The sequence below is a fragment of the Chitinophaga sp. GbtcB8 genome (genome assembly GCF_019091455.1).
Classification (GTDB): Bacteria; Bacteroidota; Bacteroidia; order Chitinophagales; family Chitinophagaceae; genus Chitinophaga.
In genome coordinates this window covers 68,209-88,621 of record NZ_JAGXJN010000001.1, presented here as the reverse complement: position 1 = coordinate 88,621, position 20,413 = coordinate 68,209, and the positions used below count along the sequence as shown (strand labels likewise).

Annotated in this window: 16 protein-coding genes; 10 read left to right on the top strand and 6 right to left on the bottom strand. The window is 47.6% G+C overall.

Features of this window, described 5'->3' with window-relative positions; translation table 11 throughout:
- Nucleotides 1-156 precede the first annotated feature (156 nt).
- The 6 genes from KVT36_RS00410 to KVT36_RS00385 all read right to left on the bottom strand — a co-directional run bounded on the left by KVT36_RS00410 (nt 157) and on the right by KVT36_RS00385 (nt 8,068).
- Nucleotides 157-2,469 carry a family 20 glycosylhydrolase gene (locus KVT36_RS00410; RefSeq protein ID WP_217601533.1) on the bottom strand — a complete coding sequence of 771 codons (2,313 nt, stop codon included), beginning with the start codon at nt 2,467-2,469 and terminating at the stop codon, nt 157-159.
- Between the two features lie 72 nt (nt 2,470-2,541).
- Nucleotides 2,542-3,312, bottom strand: a complete 771-nt coding sequence (locus KVT36_RS00405) for an endonuclease/exonuclease/phosphatase family protein (RefSeq protein WP_217601532.1) — start codon at nt 3,310-3,312, stop codon at nt 2,542-2,544.
- Between the two features lie 146 nt (nt 3,313-3,458).
- A complete protein-coding gene (locus tag KVT36_RS00400) occupies nt 3,459-4,220 on the bottom strand; it encodes a copper homeostasis protein CutC (RefSeq protein WP_217601531.1) in 762 nt (253 codons plus the stop codon).
- A 63-nt stretch (nt 4,221-4,283) separates the two neighbouring features.
- Nucleotides 4,284-5,330, bottom strand: coding sequence for a N(4)-(beta-N-acetylglucosaminyl)-L-asparaginase (locus KVT36_RS00395; RefSeq protein WP_217601530.1), 1,047 nt, complete (start codon nt 5,328-5,330; stop codon nt 4,284-4,286).
- Nucleotides 5,331-5,502: 172 nt separating this feature from the next.
- Entirely contained in the window at nt 5,503-6,468 is a 966-nt protein-coding gene (locus KVT36_RS00390; RefSeq protein ID WP_217601529.1) for an ROK family protein, read from the bottom strand.
- Nucleotides 6,440-8,068: an MFS transporter gene (locus KVT36_RS00385; RefSeq protein ID WP_217601528.1), complete on the bottom strand. Its 1,629-nt coding sequence runs from the start codon at nt 8,066-8,068 to the stop codon at nt 6,440-6,442. The genes KVT36_RS00390 and KVT36_RS00385 overlap by 29 nt, the downstream gene beginning before the upstream one ends.
- A gap of 266 nt (nt 8,069-8,334) precedes the next feature.
- Between KVT36_RS00385 and KVT36_RS00380 the strand changes: the two genes are divergently transcribed.
- The 10 genes from KVT36_RS00380 to argB all read left to right on the top strand — a co-directional run bounded on the left by KVT36_RS00380 (nt 8,335) and on the right by argB (nt 20,413).
- Nucleotides 8,335-9,657, top strand: coding sequence for a sugar MFS transporter (locus tag KVT36_RS00380; RefSeq protein ID WP_217601527.1), 1,323 nt, complete (start codon nt 8,335-8,337; stop codon nt 9,655-9,657).
- Nucleotides 9,658-9,985: 328 nt separating this feature from the next.
- The gene (gene galK, locus KVT36_RS00375) at nt 9,986-11,128 is read left to right on the top strand and encodes a galactokinase (protein ID WP_217601526.1); all 1,143 of its coding nucleotides are present in this window, start codon (nt 9,986-9,988) and stop codon (nt 11,126-11,128) included.
- Nucleotides 11,129-11,358: 230 nt separating this feature from the next.
- The gene (locus KVT36_RS00370) at nt 11,359-13,446 is read left to right on the top strand and encodes an alpha-L-fucosidase (RefSeq protein ID WP_254639777.1); all 2,088 of its coding nucleotides are present in this window, start codon (nt 11,359-11,361) and stop codon (nt 13,444-13,446) included.
- Nucleotides 13,447-13,876: 430 nt separating this feature from the next.
- Nucleotides 13,877-14,677 carry a GNAT family N-acetyltransferase gene (locus KVT36_RS00365; RefSeq protein WP_254639776.1) on the top strand — a complete coding sequence of 267 codons (801 nt, stop codon included), beginning with the start codon at nt 13,877-13,879 and terminating at the stop codon, nt 14,675-14,677.
- Between the two features lie 58 nt (nt 14,678-14,735).
- Entirely contained in the window at nt 14,736-15,935 is a 1,200-nt protein-coding gene (gene argG / locus KVT36_RS00360) for an argininosuccinate synthase (RefSeq protein WP_217601525.1), read from the top strand.
- A gap of 40 nt (nt 15,936-15,975) precedes the next feature.
- Nucleotides 15,976-16,359: a four helix bundle protein gene (locus KVT36_RS00355; RefSeq protein WP_089921050.1), complete on the top strand. Its 384-nt coding sequence runs from the start codon at nt 15,976-15,978 to the stop codon at nt 16,357-16,359.
- A 51-nt stretch (nt 16,360-16,410) separates the two neighbouring features.
- The gene (argC, locus tag KVT36_RS00350; protein ID WP_217601524.1) at nt 16,411-17,391 is read left to right on the top strand and encodes an N-acetyl-gamma-glutamyl-phosphate reductase; all 981 of its coding nucleotides are present in this window, start codon (nt 16,411-16,413) and stop codon (nt 17,389-17,391) included.
- A gap of 99 nt (nt 17,392-17,490) precedes the next feature.
- Nucleotides 17,491-18,621, top strand: coding sequence for an aspartate aminotransferase family protein (locus KVT36_RS00345; protein WP_217601523.1), 1,131 nt, complete (start codon nt 17,491-17,493; stop codon nt 18,619-18,621).
- A 42-nt stretch (nt 18,622-18,663) separates the two neighbouring features.
- Complete coding sequence (locus tag KVT36_RS00340) at nt 18,664-19,623, top strand: acetylornithine carbamoyltransferase (RefSeq protein ID WP_217601522.1); 960 nt, start codon at nt 18,664-18,666, stop codon at nt 19,621-19,623.
- Nucleotides 19,624-19,630: 7 nt separating this feature from the next.
- Nucleotides 19,631-20,413, top strand: a complete 783-nt coding sequence (argB, locus tag KVT36_RS00335) for an acetylglutamate kinase (protein WP_217601521.1) — start codon at nt 19,631-19,633, stop codon at nt 20,411-20,413.

Sequence of the window (20,413 nt, the reverse complement as noted above, 5' to 3'; positions counted from 1 at the left end):
AAAAAACGAGCCGGAAAATTAAATAAAAATGTGCTAATCTGGTAGCTTTTTTAGCAACTGTTTAACAAAACCAGCCGCTAAACCTATGTGCAGGAGTGCAAATATGCAGCTCCGGCTCCCCGTATCTGCACATCTGCACATTTGCATATCCGCACATTAATTAATTATTATCTCGTCCACAAAAAGCCAGGCCTTGCTGCCCGCGCCTTCTGCGCCTGCCGGTATAGTGCCTGCATTCTGGGCTACCAGCTTCACATAACGGCCTTTTACCTGCTGTAAAGGCGCCCGTACCTGGTTAATGCCTTCTTTGGCAAAGGTAGTTTGTTTATATACTTCCTTAAAATGCTGTCCGTCGTCAGATACCAGGAAAGTTACCTGTTTGGGCGGGTATATGCCCGGTCCCTTGGCGTTCAGAATGTTCACACCCACGGAATGAATGTCCTGCACACTGTCCAGGTCCACGGTGGCTTCCATGTTGTTGCCGCTGTAGCCAAACCACTGGTTATCATTGTATTCCTTTACACCTTCAATACCATTCACTAATGCAAACGGGCTGCCGGGGTTGTAGTTCCCATTAGGCGGCTGCGCCAGGGTAACTTTTTTAGCCAATGCTTTATGGAACACAAATGGTTGCGTGTACTCATTGCCGTAAGGCTTATCATCCAGGAACACCAGCGCGCGGATGGTTTCTGCCTTGTTTATCACGATAGGATTGGTATAGGCGGTGCCCTTAGGGCTAGGCGCGCTGCCATCTGTAGTGTAAAAGATCTTGCCGCCATCCAGCTTGCTGTCCAGCTTTACGGATACACCGCCGGCAGTGCTGTCTGCCTCACCGCGTATTTCAAATACATGTTTGGCATAGTTCACTTTTTTCATATCCAGACGGTGCAGGTGCTGCTTCAGCCTTTCCACAAAATCATCGTAATTACGTTTTTCAGCAGGGCTCCATAAAACCTCTGCCATAGCTGTGGCGCGCGGGTATACCATGTATTCTACGTGCTCCGCGTTGGGCATGTATTCAGACCATACGTTGGCCTGCGCGCCTTTAATATAGGTGGCTTCTTCCTTGCTTAAGCCGGCAGGTATAGGCTCATAGCTGTATACCTCACTTACCGGTGTATAACCGCCAATGGCAACGGGCTCATTTTTTCCTTTGGATTGATAGTGGTCAAAATAGCAGTAGTTGCCTGGTGTCATGATCACATCATGTTTTTGTTTGGCTGCTGCCACACCGCCTTCTTCCCCGCGCCAGCTCATTACAGTGGCATCAGGTGCCAGGCCGCCTTCCAGGATCTCATCCCAGCCAATAATGCGGCGTCCTTTGCTGTTCAGGTATTTTTCCATGCGCTGGATAAAGTAGCTCTGTAACGCATGCACATCTTTCAAACCTTCGTCCTTCATCCGCTTCTGGCATTTGGGGCATTTTTCCCAACGTGTTTTAGGGGCTTCATCGCCGCCAATATGTATGTATTTGCTGGGGAACAGCGCCATTACTTCATCCAGCACATCCTGCAGGAACAGGAAGGTGCTGTCGTTGCCGGCGCAATAAATATCTTCAAACACACCCCATTTGGTGCCTACTTCATAAGGGCCGCCAGTGCAGCCTAGGTAAGGGTAAGCGGTTAATGCTGCCAGGGAGTGGCCGGGCATTTCTATTTCAGGTATTACGGTTACGTGGCGTGCGGTGGCATAGGCTACCACATCCTTTATTTCTTCCTGGGTGTAATAACCGCCGTAAGGTTTACCGTCAAATTTTTGATCATTGTAATGCCCTACCATGGATTCTTTGCGCTTGGAAGCTACTTCCTGCAGGCGCGGATATTTTTTGATCTCTATACGCCAGCCCTGGTCTTCCGTAAGGTGCCAGTGAAAAGTATTCATCTTATGCATGGCCAGCAGGTCAATATATTTCTTTACAAAGTCGGCGGAAAAGAAGTGGCGGCCTACATCCAGGTGCAGCCCGCGGTAAGGGAAGCGGGGATAATCATTAATATCAGCGCCCGGTATCCATAAGGTGCTGCCTTTTTCAACCGGTAATAATTGTATAAGGGTTTGTATGCCGTAAAAGGTGCCGCTGCCGTCGTTGCCGTTAATGTCAATGCGGTCTTTTCCTACTTTTAAGGTATAACCTTCTGCATGTTTGCTGCTGTCTGTACCGGTATGCAGCACAATGGCGTTTTTATCGCCCTGTTCGGCCACGGTCAGCTCATAACCGGTCAGCTCTTTCAGCCAGGCATTGAACAGGCCTGCAGATTGTTTATCGTCCGGGGTGGTGGCTACCAGCACGGTTTGTTTGTCCAGCAGAAAAGAATCGGGCGTTTCCTGCACGCTTACCGGCATGGGTATGATGCTTACCTTGCCTTTGGGTGCTGCTCCCTGTTGGTTGTTGGTACAGGCGGTCAGGCCTGCCAGGGCGAGTACTATTACACAGGGTAACAGGGCCCGTTTACGGTTCATTGTTCTGTTCATAAATGTTATTTCAGCCAGGTTGATGGGTGGTATAAAAGACGGTTCCGAAGATACAACTTTCAGTATAACGGTTTATTCTTTTATTTCCAGCTCAGCTACCAGGGGCCGGTGGTCAGAGGCAACGGTTTCCTGTATTACGCGGGTGGCCGTAACGTTAAAACGCTGTTTGGGATACAGCAGTATATAATCCAGCTTTACGGTAGGCGTATCTGCGGGGAAGGTAGGGCCGGCTGCCTGGGTGGCATCGGTGAACAGCTGTTTTAAAATACCGGTTTCTTTGGCGGTAGGTGCGGCATTCAGATCACCGGCCAGTATTACAGGTGTTTTGGCATTGGTAAAACGCTGTACCAGGGCAGTAGCCTGATTTATACGGTCGGTGGGTTCATCGCTGGCATCCAGGTGCGCGCTTACAAATTGCAGCAGGCTGTCGCCGGGCAGCTGCAGGGTAATAATGCCGGCTACGCGCGGCTCGCTGTCCTTATTACCAGGTAAGGCTATACGTTCTGTAGCGGTAATAGGCATTCTGGACAGAATACCGGTGCCATAGGCGCCGCCTTCATAATCCATTGCTTTTGCAAAATAGGTGTACATGCCGGTAAGGGAAGCCAGTTCTTTCAGCTGATCAGTGCCTTGTGCGCGGGTAGTAGCGCTGTCTACTTCCTGCAGGGCTACCAGGTCAGGATTAGTGGCCAGTATAACGTTGGCAATGCCTTGCAGGTCTACGGCGCCCTGGTTGTTCTGGCCGTGATGAATGTTGTAGGTGAGCACTTTCAGATTTTGCGCAGGTAGTAGTAACGGCCAGCTGCAGCAATAGAGTGCCAGGATAATAAGGTAACGGTTCATAGTTTATCAGATAATTGAAGAAGGAAGTATTCATTTTCCTATCTCTGTTTCAATATAGATATAGATGCTGGTCTCTTATTTCTTACCTTTGATCTCTGACTTCTTACCCTCTTATTCCTCTGATCTCTTACTTCGTTTGATCCAATTTACAACATTTCCCGGTAAGCTTTCTCCGCTTCCTCCCTGATCTTTTTTACCTCAGCAGCCTGAGTAAGGGAAATACCGTATTCCGGTACGCCGGGAATGCCGCCCATGCTCACATTGGGGTTACGATAGGTCATACCGCTTTCCACGTAAGCTTTGGCGGAGGTATGGTATTCCGCTGCGCCCGTTTCCTTTACAAGAGTGGCAATATTATGGGCCCGTACACCGGAGCCTACCATAATGGCTATACGCTCCTGTGATTGCTGTACCAGCGTTTTCAGCAGGGCAGTACCTTCGGCTGCAGTATTACGCTGCCCGGAAGTAAGGATACGTTCACAGCCAATTTCAATAATATCTTCCAGGGCCTGCAGCGGGTCTGCCGTCATATCAAAGGCACGGTGAAACGTAACGCCCATGGGCCAGGCCTGGTCTGTGAGTTTTTTACATCTTTCTTTATCTACCCGTCCGTCCGGGGTAAGAATGCCTATTACAACGCCATCGCAGCCCAGCTGTTTACATAGGGTTATATCCCGCTGCATTACTTCAAACTCATGGGCATCATATAAAAAATCACCCCCGCGCGGGCGTATAATAGGGTACAGGGCGATCTGCACTTTTTCCCGCGCTACTGCTATGGTAGCGTAGCTGGGGGTTGTACCGCCTTCCAGCAGGTTATCGCACAGCTCAATGCGTTGTGCGCCCCCTTCCTGGGCAGCTATGCAGGAACCCACGGAACCGGCGCATATTTCTAAGGTAATGCTCATGATTGTTAAAATAGTTGGCTGTTGGCAGTCCGGAGTACCTCAATACTGCTGCTCACTGCCAGCTCAATAAAAATGTTTCCCTTTTATCAGCTCATTCCTGGTATCGCTTGTACACACGGCATAGCTGAAACCTTCCTGCAAACAGTAAGCGCCAAACTCCCCTTTTTTATTCAGGGCCAGGAAACCTACCTGGATCTCTTTTGATTTCTGCGGGCTCTTTTTCACAATACGTTTTACAGCTTCTTTACAAGCCGCTTCGGGCGAATATCCCTGCCGCATCAGCTCTACCACCAGGTGGCTGCCTACAATACGGATCACCTCTTCACCCACACCGGTAGAGGTTGCGGCGCCTACTTCATTATCCACATACAAACCAGCGCCAATAATGGGAGAATCGCCCACACGGCCACGCATTTTAAACGCCATACCGCTGGTGGTGCAGGCGCCGGACAGGTTGCCCTGCGCATCCATAGCCAGCATGCCAATGGTATCGTGGTTATATACGTTGCCCGGTAACTGCAGCGGGCTAAATGCCGTAGTGCCGTTAGCGTTATATGACTTGTTCTCTATATTCATCTGCGGTTTGTACTCAGATTTTTTCAGCCACTCTTTCCAGGCTTTTTCTGATTCCGGCGTTAGCAGGTTCTCTTTTTTGAAACCGTTGGCCAGCGCAAACTGCAGTGCGCCTTCGCCTACCAGCATTACATGCGGTGTTTTTTCCATTACGGCACGGGCCACGGAAACAGGATGTACAATATGCTCCAGGGCAGCTACAGAACCGCAGTTCCCCAGCTCGTCCATTATACAGGAATCCAGGGTTACATAGCCATCCCGGTCCGGGTAGCCGCCATAACCTACAGTAGTTACTGCCGGATCAGCTTCCGGTATCTGCACGCCTGCTTCTACGGCGTCCAGCGCGCGGCCGCCTTTTTTCAGCACTTCCCAGGCAGCCTTATTGGAAGGGATGCCGAAGTCCCAGGTAGAGATCACGATGGGTTTCCCCTTTACGGTTTTACCTGCTGCGCTGGCAGGTGCAGCGCTTACTCCGTCTAAAGAGAAAGCAGCGGCACCAAGGGCCGCTGCTTTTAAAAAGTTTCTACGATCTTGCATATAAGATAATATGGATCGAAAGATACTGTATTTATTTTATTTGTTCAATCCCACTTCCGTTACAATCCTCCACAAGCTTTCCATTTCCTTTCTCACCCGGCTATGGACCATAACAGCCCCATTACCAGCCCTTTCGCGTCATACTTCCCTGTCGCACTATGCTGTGGACCATTCAATCCTTCATCTCCCACGCCAGTGCGCTCGCGCCCAAAATAGCGGCATCACTTTCCTTCAGCTCAGAGAACACCAGCTTCACTTTATTCTGGAAAATAGGCAACAGGTTCAGTTCCATATGTTCCCGTACCGGTTTCATGATCAGGTCACCGGCTTTGGTTAAGCCGCCAAATAATATAATGGCTTCCGGGCTGCTGAACATAACGAAGTTGGCCAATGCCTCACCCAGTATTTTACCGGTGAACTCATATACTTCCCTGGCCAGCGGATCGCCTGCCATAGCCGCGTCAAACACGGTTTTGGAGTTAATATCTTCTTTCTTCAGATCGCGCAGCGTGCTCTTGGTTTCCGGGCGGTTAGCCAGGAATTCCAGCGCAGTGTTGGTTACGCCGGTAGCGGAAGCATAGGCTTCCAGGGATCCGTGCGCACCGGTACCGGGGTGGTACCTGCCGCCGGGGATCACTATACAGTGGCCCAGCTCACCTGCAAAACCATCATGACCATATATTAGCTGTCCGTTGGCAACAATACCACTGCCTACGCCTGTACCTAAGGTAATCACAATAAAATCTTTCATGCTGCGCGCAGCGCCATACATCAATTCTCCCAATGCAGCCGCATTGGCATCATTGGTTAATACAGTAGGCAAACCAAATTTCTCTCCCAGCAAATTAGCCAGTGGTATAACGCCCTTCCAGCGAAGGTTTGGTGCATACTCAATATTACCGGTGTAATAGTTGCCATTGGGCGCGCCCACACCTATACCCCTGATATTATCTATGCCGCCTGCCTGGTCTATCAGTTTAGACAGGTGCTCATGCAGCTCGTCCAAAAAACCAGCTACATTTTCATGTTGGTTAGTTAACATACGGCCATCACACAGAATATTGCCTCTGCGGTCTACAACGCCGAATTTGGTATTGGTACCACCAATATCAATGCCCACTACTAATTGCTGACTCATAATCGATTCCCTGAGATTTTAAAATAGTTTTAACTCTAAATGCAAAGAAAGCCAGGTATGCAAAGCATAAGGCTGGTATAATATAAGAGGCATGAATGCCCAGTGAGGTGTCTGCTAATCCGCCTTGTACCGGTGGTATCAGGGAACCGCCTAAGATCATCATTACCAGGAAAGAAGAAGCCTGGCTGGTATATTTACCTAAACCTGCAATAGACAGGGAGAAGATAGAAGGCCACATTACGGAACAGAATAAGCCACCGCTTACAAAAGCAAAGGTAGCAACTGCTCCGGTGGTTAATAAACCTACCACCATACCGGCTACGCCCAGTAAGCCAAAGATCATTAAGGTCTTGGCGGGTTTTTCCTGTCCGGCAAAGAAACCGATGATCTGTATTACGATCACACCAGCATATGGATACAGTGCGCTGATGTCGTTGCCTTTCCAGGCATTGGCGCCTAAGATAACACCGTAAGCTATAAAAGGTACGATCACAAATAACAGCTTACGCGTTGCCTTGGAAACGTTGAACACCGTAATGGCGCCCGTCCAGCGGCCGATCATTAAACTACCCCAGAACAGGGAAATGTAAGGATCGATCTGTGATTCAGCTAAACCATCAGGAGTAAGAAAACCCGGATGTTTCAGCAGCGCGCCCATGTTACTGGCCACAGATACTTCCACACCTACATACACAAAAATAGCGATCATGCCCAGCACCAGCTGTGGGTACTTCATAGCGCCCCAGCCTTCGCCGTTCTTTTGTGATGAGGTTTTAGCATAAAATAAAACAGCCAGGATACCAACAATACCGGCAATGAAAAACGGTAATGCATTCTGCGTGGTAATGCCAACCATGATCAGCACAAACATAGCAGTGATACCTACCAGCGCGCCACTGGCTTTGCTTGATTTTTCAAAATGCTCATCATCACCGGTGGTTTTGGGCATTTTTACCAATGCAAAAATACCGGCTGCTACCAGGAACAATACAATGAGCAGGATGTACAAAGTATTGATCTTGCTGATGTCTGTTTTGGAAGCATCACCACCCTGTGCGCTGCCAAACAGCAGCATGCTTACAATAATAGGTCCGATGGTAGTACCAAAAGAGTTTACACCACCAGCCAGATTTAAACGGTGCGTACCCTTGGAAGGGTCACCTAATAAAATGGCAAACGGGTTAGCGGCAGTTTGCTGCAATGAGAACCCAAGTGCTACAATAAAGAAAGCTCCTAATATCAGGTAAAACGCGCCGGACTTGTTAGCCATGCCGTTACCAAGGTTTACTGCACCTATCAGCGCAGCCGCGCCTACAACGGATATCAGCAAACCATAAATGATCCCTTTCTGATAACCGATCTTGTTGAGGATATCAACACCGCGGATAGCAGAAAAAAGATAGAGCAATAAGGAACCGATGAAATACGCGCCGTAAAAAGCAAAGTCAATTAACTGGGATTCCAGTTGGGTTAGATCAAAATGCGCTTTACAGAACGGGATAAAGATACTGTTAGATGCGGCCACAAACCCCCAGAAGAAAAAAACGAGAACAAGTACGGAAAAGGAGGGATGTGTACCTTGCTTTGATTGTTCAGCCATAAACGTGTTTAATTACCATGGTTTATTACCCGATAAATGTATAAATTATTTTTTAAGATTTTCTAAAATAAAAATAAATTCTTGAATTTTTATATTATGCAAAAACGTTTTAGCGCGCAGATTATAGAAAATTATCTAAAAATGATAGTGAATGAAAAAACCGGAAAAATACCACTTCCGGGGCTAGAAAATACCGGAATAGTTGTTTAAGTTCGTGTTACAGTGAACCAAAATCTATATATTTTTCATCATTTTAAGTTATATCTATGTCGTCAAACTCGCCCGTTGCTGCATTGCCGGAGAAGAAAGCCAGCTATGTGCAATCGATTACTATTATTGGGATCTTATTCTTTGTATTTGGATTCGTTACCTGGTTGAATGGTACGCTGATCCCATTTTTGCGTATAGCCTGCGAACTCAGTATAGGCCAGGCTTTGCTGGTAACCTTCGCCTTCTTTTTAGCTTATTTTTTCCTGGGAGTACCTTCTTCATTCATCCTTAAAAAGGTAGGCTTCAAGAATGGTATGGCACTGGGCCTGGTGGTAATGGCTGTTGGTTCGGTTATTTTTCTGCCCGCCGCCAATGCCCGCAGCTTTGGTATGTTCCTGACCGGCTTATTTGTACAGGGCGCCGGCCTTACCTTGCTGCAGGCGGCTTCCAACCCGTATATAAGTATTATAGGCCCTATTGAAAGCGCAGCTAAGCGAATAAGCATTATGGGTATCTGTAATAAGATAGCCGGCATTATTGCGCCGCTGGTATTAAGCACCATTGTATTAAAGAATGCTACCGCGCTGGAAGAGCAGATCAATACCGCTACCGATGCCGCACAAAAATCGCTGCTGCTGGATAGCCTGGCTTCCCGCGTAATAGGCCCCTATATTATAATGGCCATTGTGCTGGTGATAGTTGCCTTCTTTATTAAACGCTCTTCCTTACCGGAAATAGATACATCCGGAAACGACACAGGTTCCATTGGTACAGAAAAAACCAGCATTACGCAATATCCCTACCTGTTATTAGGTGTGCTGTGTATCTTTTTATATGTAGGAGTAGAGGTAATGGCCGGAGACGTGATCGGTACCTATGGCACCCAGATGGGTATGAGCCTGGATAAAACCAAATACTTTACCTCCTTTACACTGGCCGCCATGCTGGTAGGTTATGTGGTAGGCATCATTACCATCCCTAAGATTATTTCCCAGAGTATGAGCTTACGTATCTCCGCTATACTGGGTTTAATATTTACCACCTGCGCTTACCTTACAGATGGTTATACGGCCGTAACTTTCATTGCGTTATTAGGTTTAGCCAACGCGCTCATGTGGCCTGCCATATGGCCTCTTGCTATTGATAAGCTGGGCAAATACACCCAGCTGGGCGCCGGCCTTTTAGTAATGGGTATTGTTGGAGGCGGCGTGTTACCGCAGGTGTATGGTGGCTTGTTTAATAAAGATGGTATGATGGGTTTCCTGCATTCCGAAAGTATTAATTTCCGCCAGGCATTTTTATATTGCATGCTGCCCTGTTACGCTTACATTCTGTATTTTGCAATAGCAGGCCATAAGGTAGGAAAACCGAAGGCCTAAGTATTTTCTGACTTGTTATTCAACTACCGGAAAGCCCGTGGATCACTGATCTGCGGGCTTTTTCCTTTTGTATTTGCCAGCCATTTTCCACCTCATCCCCGCATCAAGTCCACATCAAGTCCACGTCAAGTCCACAAGGTATGTGAGAATGATCTTACTATAATTGTACTAATACTCATATATGATAGCACTCCATAGCCAGTCAGGTAGTACTCCAACCCTTCAGCGCTTCCTTTTCACCGCCTTCCCTTATTACAGTTGGGATATTAACCGCGGTAGCTTATTTTTAGGCGTACTTTATACATTTAATATCTTCTATCTAATTAAGATGCTACAACAAACCAGGGATCAGTTCATTCAATTATTTAACAACACACCCGTGCTGGTAAGCTCTCCCGGCAGGATCAATTTAATCGGAGAGCATACGGATTATAACGATGGTTTTGTATTACCTGCCGCCATCGACAAACGTATTATTTATGCAGTAGCATTGAACGGCACCAACAAATGCAACGCATATGCTGCCTTTAATAAAGAGCAGGTAAGCTTTAACCTGGATGCGGTAAAACCCACACCGGGATGGATCAACTATCTGCTGGGTGTAGTAGACCAGCTGCAAAAGCGCGGTTATAAAGTACCGGGATTTGATTGTGTAATAGCAGGCGATGTACCGGTAGGCGCAGGCCTCTCATCTTCCGCCGCTGTAGAAGGCGGGCTGATAGCCGCGCTGGATCATTTAATGGGTTATGCGTTATCCCGTATGGATATGGCGCTCATAGGGCAAAAGGCAGAACATACTTTTCCCGGTGTGCAATGCGGTATCATGGACCAGTTTGCGAACCTGCACGGAAAAAAAGATCAGGTAATGCTGCTGGACTGCCGCGATCTTACCTACACTTATTATCCATTTAACTTTCCTAACCAGAAGATTGTGCTCTGTAACTCAATGGTGCACCATTCCCTGGCCTCTTCTGAATATAATGTACGGCGCCAGCAATGTGAAGCCGGCGTAAAAATATTACAGGCTGCTTATCCCCAGGTGCAGTCCCTGCGCGATGCCAGCATGGATATGCTGGAAGCTGTAAAAGACAAATTGGATAACATTGTATATAAACGCTGCGCCTATGTGATAGCGGAAATAGCCCGTGTGCAGCAGGCCTGTGATTACCTGCAGCAAGGCAACCTGCAGGAGTTTGGTAAGCTGATGTATGCCACGCACGACGGCCTTAGCCGCCTGTATGAAGTAAGCTGCCCTGAGCTTGACTACCTGGTAGAGCTGGCGCAACAACGCCCGGAAGTAGCCGGCGCACGCGTAATGGGCGGGGGTTTTGGCGGCTGCACCATTAACCTGGTGCAGGAAGATAAGGTAGCAGAATACGCAACGTATATCCGCGACCGTTATCAACAAAAATTCGGCAAGGCGCCGGAGATCTATGTAACGAGTATTGAAGAAGGCGTGCAAGTGCAATAAATGCGCTAAACGCTGAACGCATAAAGCAAACAAAAAAGCATAAAGGGGAAGGCCCAAAGCATAAAAGCCTAAAGCAAAATAACAATCCGGTAATCCTCTAAGGCTTTAAGCGTTTAGCATTCAGCATTTAGCGTTCCGCATTTTTTAACAAATATTGGATTGATTTTCACTATGCCACCGATGTACGTTTATCGTATATTACATTTACTACTTACTACGACAGACAGTGTATGATGAAAAAAGCAGCAACATTCCTGGCAGGCGCACTATTATGCTACAACGCAGCAGTAGCCCAGTCCACCATCAAACCTTACGGTGCCCTCCCTACCAAAGCCCAGCAGAACTGGCAGGATATGGAGTATTATATGTTCATTCACTTTGGCCCTAACACCTTTACCGACCGGGAATGGGGGCATGGCGATGAAGACCCCCGGATCTTTAACCCTACCCAGCTGGATGCCCGCCAATGGGCGCGTACCGCTAAGCTGGCCGGTATGAAAGGGATCATCATCACCGCTAAACATCACGACGGTTTTTGCCTGTGGCCCAGTAAATTCAGCACCCATACAGTACGGGAAAGTGCCTGGAAAAATGGCAAGGGCGATGTGCTGAAAGAACTTTCCGCCGCCTGTAAAGAATATGGCCTGAAGTTCGGTGTGTACCTGTCGCCCTGGGACCGTAACCACCCGGCCTATGGCACTCCGCAGTATAACCAGATCTTTGCCAAAACGCTGAATGAAGTATTATCCAGCTACGGCCCCGTGTTTGAACAGTGGTTTGATGGCGCCAACGGGGAAGGGCCCAATGGAAAAAAACAGGAATATAACTGGCAGCTGTTCCACAGCGTAGTATACCGCGAACAGCCCAATGCAGTAATTTTCAGTGATGTGGGCCCCGGCTGCCGCTGGGTAGGTAATGAAGATGGTTATGCAGGCACTACTAACTGGAGCACCCTGAATGTAACCGGTTATGAGCCCGGTAAAAAAGCGCCCTCACAGGCCACTCTTAATAAAGGAGATGAAGACGGCGAAAAATGGGTGCCCACGGAATGTGATGTATCCATCCGCCCGGGATGGTTTTACAGTGAAGCTACCAACGACAAGGTAAAAAGTGTAGCCAAGCTGCTGGACATCTACAACGCATCTGTAGGCCGCAACGGTAACCTGCTGCTGAATGTGCCGGTTGACCGCCGCGGGCTTATCAACGCCAATGACTCTACCCGCCTCATGGAGTTCAGACGCCTGCTGGAAACCACGTTTAAAAATAACCTGGCCCGCAGCGCCAAAGTAATAGTAACCGATATACGTAAGAACAATACCGCCGTTAAGGCCAGTTACCTGGTAGATGGTAACAACAAAACCTACTGGGCTACGCCTGATGGGGTGCAGAATGCCGGCATTACGCTCACCTTTGCCAAACCGGTTACCTTTAACCGGGTGGTATTACAGGAGTACATTGCCCTGGGCCAGCGCGTAAAAGCCTTTACCGTAGAGGTATTGGAGGATGGCGCTTACAAAGAGGTAGCCAATGAAACCACCATCGGGCATAAACGCCTGCTGCGGGTGCCCGCCACTACCACCACCCAGGTACGCATTAATATAAAGGATGCCAAAGCCTGCCCGGTCATCAGCGAAGTACAATTATATAATGCCCCCGACCTGCTGGCAGATCCGGAGATCAAACGCGATAAAGAAGGTTTGCTGTCCATTACCTGCGCTTCTCCTGATCCGGAGCTGCACTACACGCTGGATGGCAGTGAGCCTGCCTTTACTTCCCCGCGTTACAGCCAGCCGTTTGCGTTGGTTGAGGGTGGTGTGGTAAAAGCTAAAGCCTTCATTCACAAAGGTAAAACAGCCAGCTCCACCATCAGCGCCAGCTTTAATATGGCCCAGTCCAAATGGAAAGTGCTGGCAGCAGATGGTAAGGTAGAAACTGCAGCCCGCGCCATAGATGCCAACCCGGACACTTACTGGACCTCCGGCAAAGGCGCCTTTGGCCATTACCCCTATGAGCTGGCCATTGACCTGGGAGAAAGCCTGAGCCTGAAAGGGTTCAGTTACCTGCCGTACCGGGATGCGCATACCACTTTCAGCGGTATTATTTATAAATATGCTTTTTATGTAAGTAACGATGGGAAGGAGTGGGGCCAGCCGGTAAGCACCGGCAGTTTCGATAACATCCGCAACAACCCTGTTCAGCAAACCATCCGCTTCCCGCAGGCCGTTACTGCCCGCTATATTAAACTGGTAGCGCTGGAACCTGCTTTTGAAACGGACCATGATGCCAGCGTAGCCGAATTGGAAGTGTTAACAAAGTAAAAAAATAAATAATTCATTATAAACGGATTGTCTTGGGAGTTATCCTGAAAGGCAGTCCGTTTTTCAATTATGTTAAAGTATTGTCACGGCAAAAAAAATTGTCGGATAATAATAGAATATGTTATAATTTTGCGGAGAATTAATTAAAGACACTTGTTTCACAATTTAATGCTGAACTGAAGTTGGAAAACTTTGCGACCCATACCAACATCTCTGCGTATCATCCTTCTCTGATGGAAGGCATGTACTCTATTGGGTGTAATGTCTTTAAATATCTCTCCCGACGACCTCGCATTTGATAGCATTCGTCTAACATATTGGCATGCTATCGCACAATGATCACCCCCATCATTTGTGATTTCTATTTTTCCTGACCACATAAGGCAGTTCATTTTAACACTATTGGTTCACTTTTTTCAATTTACGAAAGTTGGAAAATACAGATATCATCGTTAGGGTAGCTACTCCCGACGATAAAATTTATGCAAAAACCATCACCGACGAGATGGAATCCTCCGCCAAAGCGCGTGGCACCGGTATTGCCAAACGCTCACCCGAATACGTGGAGTTGAAGATGGATGAAGGAAAGGCTGTAATAGCAGTAACGGCAAAGGGCGAATGGGTAGGCTTTTGTTATATTGAAGCCTGGAGCCATGGGAAGTTTGTTGCCAACTCCGGTCTGATCGTGAACCCGGCCTTCCGCGGCCATGGAGTAGCTAAATCAATTAAACACCGCATCTTTGAATTGTCCAGGGAAAAATACCCGGAATCCAAAATATTTGGTCTTACCACCGGCCTGGCCGTAATGAAGATCAACTCAGAATTAGGTTACGAACCCGTTACTTACTCTGAGCTTACAGATGATGAGGAGTTCTGGAAAGGCTGCCGCAGCTGTGTGAACTTTGACATTCTCACGGCCAAAGACCGTAAGAACTGCCTGTGCACTGGTATGCTCTATGATCCCGCACAGAAGCTGAAGGAAGCCGAAGAAAAAGCCATGCGCGACAGAGCCGCCACTGAACATAGAACCGTAAGCGTGCAGCCGCAAATGATGGTAGCCGCCAATGGTAATATTGATATGCTGCATCCAAAGAAACAACGGGCGTTCAAAGAGAACTTCCGCCTGTTTGAGCGTTGGCTGCGGTATAAAAGATATGTGCTGCTGAAAGGCGGTAACACCGGCACAGCCAGCAACATCAAAAAGAAATTCTTTTTGTTCAACCTGTTTTAATGGTGCTGTTTCAACTATAATTTAGCAATTTTACCACCTAACCATCAGAACCATAATAATGAGTAAAAAAGTAGTACTGGGATTTAGCGGAGGCCTCGATACTTCCTACTGTGTAAAATACCTGACAGAAGAGAAGGGGTATGAAGTGTATTCTGTGATCGTGAACACCGGCGGTTTTACCGATGAGGAGTTACAGGAAATAGAAAAACGCGCTTACAGCCTGGGTGTAAAGAGCCACAAAACAGTAAATGCCGTACGTTCTTATTATGATAAGGTGATCAAATACCTGGTGTTTGGCAATGTGCTGAAGAACAATACCTATCCCTTAAGCGTAAGCGCAGAGCGCATGAGCCAGGCCCTGGCCATTGCAGAATATGTGAAGGAAACAGGCGCTACCGCTGTAGCGCACGGCAGCACCGGTGCCGGTAACGACCAGGTGCGGTTTGATATGATCTTCCATATCATGATCCCGGGTGTAGAGATCATTACGCCTATACGTGATCTGAAGCTGAGCCGGGAGCAGGAAATAGACTACCTGAAATCCAAAGGAGTACAGATGAACTTTGAAAAAGCCATGTACTCTATTAATAAAGGTATCTGGGGTACTTCTGTAGGTGGTAAGGAAACGCTTACCTCTAACGGCATGCTGCCGGAAGAAGCGTTCCCCACCCAGCTAACCAAACAGGACCCGGAGCAAGTATCCCTCAAATTTGAAAAAGGAGAGCTGGTGGGTGTGAACGATAAAACATTTGGTCATCCCACGGAAGCCATACAATATTTACAATCCATAGCCGGGCCATTTGCTATTGGCCGCGATATACATGTAGGCGATACTATTATTGGTATTAAAGGCCGCGTGGGTTTTGAAGCTGCTGCTCCCATGGTGATCCTGAAAGCGCACCATGCGCTGGAAAAACATGTGCTCACTAAATGGCAGCTGAGCTGGAAAGACCAGCTGGCGCAGTTTTACGGCAACTGGTTACATGAAGGCCAGATCCTGGACCCTGTAATGCGGGATATAGAAGCTTACCTGGAAAGCTCCCAGCAGCAGGTAACCGGCCAGGTTTTTGTAACCTTGCTGCCTTACCGTTTCCAGGTAACAGGTATTGAATCACCGTACGATCTGATGAGCAGCAAGTTTGGCAAGTACGGCGAAATGAACAGCGGCTGGTCCGGCGAAGACGTACGCGGCTTCAGCAAAATATTCGGTAACCAGACTATGATCTGGCACCAGGTGAATACGGAGCCGAAAGCTTAAAGCCAAAAGCATAAAGCAAGCAAACCAACACCCCAAAAATATGAGAGACTATAAAAAGCTTGAAATATGGAAGAAAGCTCATTTGTTAACGCAAATGATATATACAAAAGTAGTAGTATGTTTTCCTAAAGAAGAAACATACGCTTTATCCAGTCAGATCAAACGTGCTGCTTATAGTATACCATTAAATATTGTAGAAGGATGTGGAAGATTAACAGAAAGAGACTTTGCACGTTTTTTAGATCAGGCATTGGGATCAGCACATGAAACAGAATACTGTGCACTATTAAGCTTTGATTTAGGATATATAAAAGATGATATTTATAACGAGATCAATAAACAGGTGAATGAGGTTAAAGCTATGTTGATTGCTTTTATTAAAGCGCTGCGTAGTGATAATGTGAAATCGGATATAAATTCATAAGGTAGGAAGCTTTTGTTTTATGCTTTCCGCTTTATGCTAAAAAAGATTACAATGGCAAGTACTAAAATAAAGACAGGCATAGTAGGCGGCGCCGGTTACACCGGTGGGGAAATGATCAGGATCTTACTCAACCATCCTGACGTGGAAATTACGTTTGTACATAGCCGTAGTAATGCCGGTAATCTTTTATATGCCGTACATGGCGATCTGCTGGGAGAAACAGAGCTTAGCTTTGCCGCTGACCTTAGTAATGATATAGATGTATTGTTCCTTTGCCTGGGCCACGGCGAGTCAAAAAAATTCTTAGAAGCTAATACCATTGCACCTTCCGTTAAGGTAATAGACCTGAGCCAGGATTTCCGTTTAGGTGAAAGCCTGCCGGGCCGGGAGTTCGTATATGGCCTGCCGGAAATGCAAAGGGATCAGATAAAAACAGCGCAGAACATTGCCAATCCCGGCTGTTTTGCCACCGCCATCCAGCTGGGGCTGTTGCCTTTAGCACAGGCGGGTTTACTGCAGGAAGTACATACCACCGGCATCACCGGTTCTACCGGCGCCGGCCAAAGCCTGCAAAGCACCACGCATTTTACGTGGCGCGCCAATAATGTCTCCACTTATAAAGTGCTTACCCATCAGCACCTGAAAGAGATACGACGAAGCTTACAACTGTTGCAGCCTGCCTTTACCGGCAATATTAATTTTGTACCGGTACGGGGCGATTATCCAAGGGGTATCTGGGTTACTTCCTACCTGGAAAGTGACCTCACCCTGGAAGCGGCGCTTCAGTTGTATAAAACATATTATGCTCCGCATCCGTTTACGCATGTCAGTGATAAGCAGATAGACCTGAAGCAGGTGGTGAACACTAACAAATGCCTGATCCAGTTAGAAAAGATCGGCACCAAGCTGGTGATCCACTCCATAGAGGACAATCTGCTGAAAGGCGCCTCCGGACAAGCGGTGCAGAATATGAACCTGATATGCGGGCTGGAAGAAACGGCCGGGTTAAAGCTGAAATCGATCGTGTTTTAAGCGTGATCCCGCTGGGACTCAAACCCAGGACCATGCATGTTACTGTAACAAATTTCTCTTTCAAATGCGTGATGCGCTCATCACGCCAACAAACACATCATGAAATTATTTGACGTTTATCCGATCAACGATATTACTATTGAAAAAGGTGCAGGCTCTAATGTATGGGACGATAAAGGCACACAATACCTGGACTTATACGGCGGTCACGCAGTGATTTCCATTGGCCATACCCATCCGCATTATGTAAAACGCCTCACTGATCAGCTACAGAAAGTAGGCTTCTATTCCAATTCTATCAGGATCCCGTTACAGCAGCAGTTAGCAGAAAAGCTGGGTAAAGTATCCGGTAAGGAAGACTATCAGCTCTTCCTGTGTAACTCCGGTGCAGAAGCCAATGAAAATGCATTAAAGCTCGCTTCTTTCTACAACGGTAAAAAGAAGATCATTGCCTTCAAAAAATCTTTTCACGGCCGTACCTCCCTGGCAGTAGCCGCTACCGACAATCCGAAAATTGTTGCGCCGGTAAATGAAACCGATAACGTAGTGTTTCTGCCCTGGCAGGATGAAAAGGCCCTGGAAGCGGCTTTTAAGCAATATGAAGTGTCTTCCGTAATTATTGAAGGCATCCAGGGTGTAGGCGGTATTAATGTAGCCAGCGAAAGTTTCCTGCAAAAGATCAGGAGCCTGTGCGATGCTAACAATGCCGTATTCATTGCAGATTCCGTACAATGCGGTTATGGCCGGAGCGGTAAGTTCTTTTCCCATGATTATGCCGGCATCAATGCCGACATCTACACCATGGCAAAAGGTATGGGCAACGGTTTCCCGGTAGGCGGCATCATCATTGCCCCACACATTCAGCCGGCTTATGGCATGCTGGGCACTACCTTTGGCGGTAATCACCTGGCTTGCGCCGCAGCATTGGCAGTGCTGGAAGTAATGGAGCAGGAGCAGCTGATCCGGAACGCAGCCAAAGTAGGCAGCTATCTCATGGAACAGCTGAAACAGCTGCCGCATGTAAAAGAAGTAAGGGGCCGGGGCCTGATGATCGGTATTGAATTACCGGAAGAGCTGAACCAGGTAAGAAAAGACTTGTTATTTAAACATAAGATCTTTACGGGCGAAGCAAAGCCGAATGTAATAAGGCTGCTGCCTTCACTGGCTTTAACACAGGCGCATGCAGACCAGTTCCTGACCGCTTTCCGGGATGAGCTGTTAAAATATTAATTACTTCATTTTTCATATTTTAAACACACCATAATTGCAGCAATGAAGCAATTTATTTCCGTAGATGATGTACCAGGTGTCCCGCGGTTAGTGGAGACAGCACTGGGTTACAAGCAGGACCCGTTCAGGGACAAAACATTAGGCGTTAACAAAACGCTGGGCATGATATTCCTGAACCCCAGTTTGCGAACACGCTTAAGCACACAGGTAGCCGCCAGGAACCTGGGCATGGAAGTAGTAGTGTTTAATATTGATAAAGAAGGCTGGGCGCTGGAAATGAATGATGGCGCTATTATGAGCGGCAGCACCACAGAACATGTGAAGGAAGCCGCTGCTGTAATGGGCCAGTATTTTGATATACTGTCCATCCGTACCTTTCCCGGCCTGAAGAATAAAGAAGAAGACTACACAGAGAAATATATTAACCAGTTCATTAAATACGCCGGGGTACCGGTGGTAAGCCTGGAAAGCGCTACCCTGCACCCTTTGCAGAGCTTAACGGATGTAATTACCATTAAGGAACGCTGGCAGCAGCCACGTAAACCCAAGGTGGTAATGACCTGGGCGCCGCATGTAAAAGCATTGCCGCAGGCCGTGCCTAACTCTTTTGCCCAGTGGATAAATGCCTGGGGCGAAGCGGACTTTGTGATCACGCATCCCAAAGGTTATGAGCTGGATAAAAAATTTACCGGTAACACACCAATAGAATACAACCAGGACAAAGCCCTGGAAGGCGCAGACTTTGTGTATGTAAAGAACTGGTCTTCGTATAGTGATTACGGTAACATTATCAGCACAGACAGCAGCTGGATGATGAGCAATCAAAAGCTGCAGCATACCAACGAAGCTAAGGTAATGCACTGCCTGCCCGTAAGAAGGAATGTGGTAATTGCAGATGAAGTGCTGGATGGGCCGCAGTCCATTGTAATACCGGAAGCCGGCAACCGCGTATGGGCAGCCCAGGCAGTATTAAGTGAAATATTAAAACAACAACAACGCTGATCCGTATATGCTTTTCGTCATTAAAGTAGGTGGCAATGTGATTGATAACCCGGCGCTGCTGCAATCCTTCCTGGAAGATTTTGCAGCCATCAAAGGGCCTAAGATCCTGATCCATGGCGGTGGGAAGATAGCTACCCGCATCGGTGACCAGCTGGGGATCGAATCAAACTACGTAAATGGCCGCCGCATAACCGATGCTGCTACCATTGATGTAGTGACCATGGTATACGGCGGTTTGGTGAACAAACAGCTGGTGGCCAAGCTGCAGGCGGTTGGCTGTAATGCCATTGGTATGACGGGTGCTGATGCAAATGTAATACCGGCTGTAAAACGGCCGGTAAAGGAAATCGACTATGGTTTTGTAGGAGATATCAATACTGCAAACCTGAATGTTGGGCCGCTGAAAGCTATGCTGGATGCGGGATTAACGCCGGTGTTCGCTCCCTTAACGCATGATGCGCATGGGCAGATGCTGAATACCAATGCAGATACCATTGCCTCTTCACTGGCCATTGCCCTATCAGCTCACTATGAGGTACGCCTCATCTACTGCTTTGAAAAGAAAGGTGTATTGCGTGATGCGCAGGACGATAACGCGGTTATAAACCTGATCAACCGCAGCATTTATGCGGAGCTGCTGGAACAAAAGGTGCTCACAGACGGCATACTGCCCAAGCTGGAAAATGCTTTCTCCGCCATTGAAAGCGGGGTAAAGGAAGTGCTGATAGGCCATGCGGCAGATGTACGGAGCAACACTACCGGTACAGTAGCAGGTACTTTAATATGCTAA

Bases quoted from the DNA above. Each gene is read 5' to 3' on its own strand.
- KVT36_RS00390 (WP_217601529.1), bottom strand. From the start codon at position 6,468: ATGAGTCAGCAATTAGTAGTGGGCATTGATATTGGTGGTACCAATACC.
- argB (WP_217601521.1), top strand. From the start codon at position 19,631: ATGCTTTTCGTCATTAAAGTAGGTGGCAATGTGATTGATAACCCGGCG.
- argC (WP_217601524.1), top strand. From the start codon at position 16,411: ATGGCAAGTACTAAAATAAAGACAGGCATAGTAGGCGGCGCCGGTTAC.
- KVT36_RS00385 (WP_217601528.1), bottom strand. From the start codon at position 8,068: ATGGCTGAACAATCAAAGCAAGGTACACATCCCTCCTTTTCCGTACTT.
- galK (WP_217601526.1), top strand. From the start codon at position 9,986: ATGCTACAACAAACCAGGGATCAGTTCATTCAATTATTTAACAACACA.
- argG (WP_217601525.1), top strand. From the start codon at position 14,736: ATGAGTAAAAAAGTAGTACTGGGATTTAGCGGAGGCCTCGATACTTCC.
- KVT36_RS00400 (WP_217601531.1), bottom strand. From the start codon at position 4,220: ATGAGCATTACCTTAGAAATATGCGCCGGTTCCGTGGGTTCCTGCATA.
- KVT36_RS00380 (WP_217601527.1), top strand. From the start codon at position 8,335: ATGTCGTCAAACTCGCCCGTTGCTGCATTGCCGGAGAAGAAAGCCAGC.
- KVT36_RS00345 (WP_217601523.1), top strand. From the start codon at position 17,491: ATGAAATTATTTGACGTTTATCCGATCAACGATATTACTATTGAAAAA.
- KVT36_RS00405 (WP_217601532.1), bottom strand. From the start codon at position 3,312: ATGAACCGTTACCTTATTATCCTGGCACTCTATTGCTGCAGCTGGCCG.
- KVT36_RS00355 (WP_089921050.1), top strand. From the start codon at position 15,976: ATGAGAGACTATAAAAAGCTTGAAATATGGAAGAAAGCTCATTTGTTA.
- KVT36_RS00370 (WP_254639777.1), top strand. From the start codon at position 11,359: ATGATGAAAAAAGCAGCAACATTCCTGGCAGGCGCACTATTATGCTAC.
- KVT36_RS00395 (WP_217601530.1), bottom strand. From the start codon at position 5,330: ATGCAAGATCGTAGAAACTTTTTAAAAGCAGCGGCCCTTGGTGCCGCT.
- KVT36_RS00340 (WP_217601522.1), top strand. From the start codon at position 18,664: ATGAAGCAATTTATTTCCGTAGATGATGTACCAGGTGTCCCGCGGTTA.
- KVT36_RS00410 (WP_217601533.1), bottom strand. From the start codon at position 2,469: ATGAACAGAACAATGAACCGTAAACGGGCCCTGTTACCCTGTGTAATA.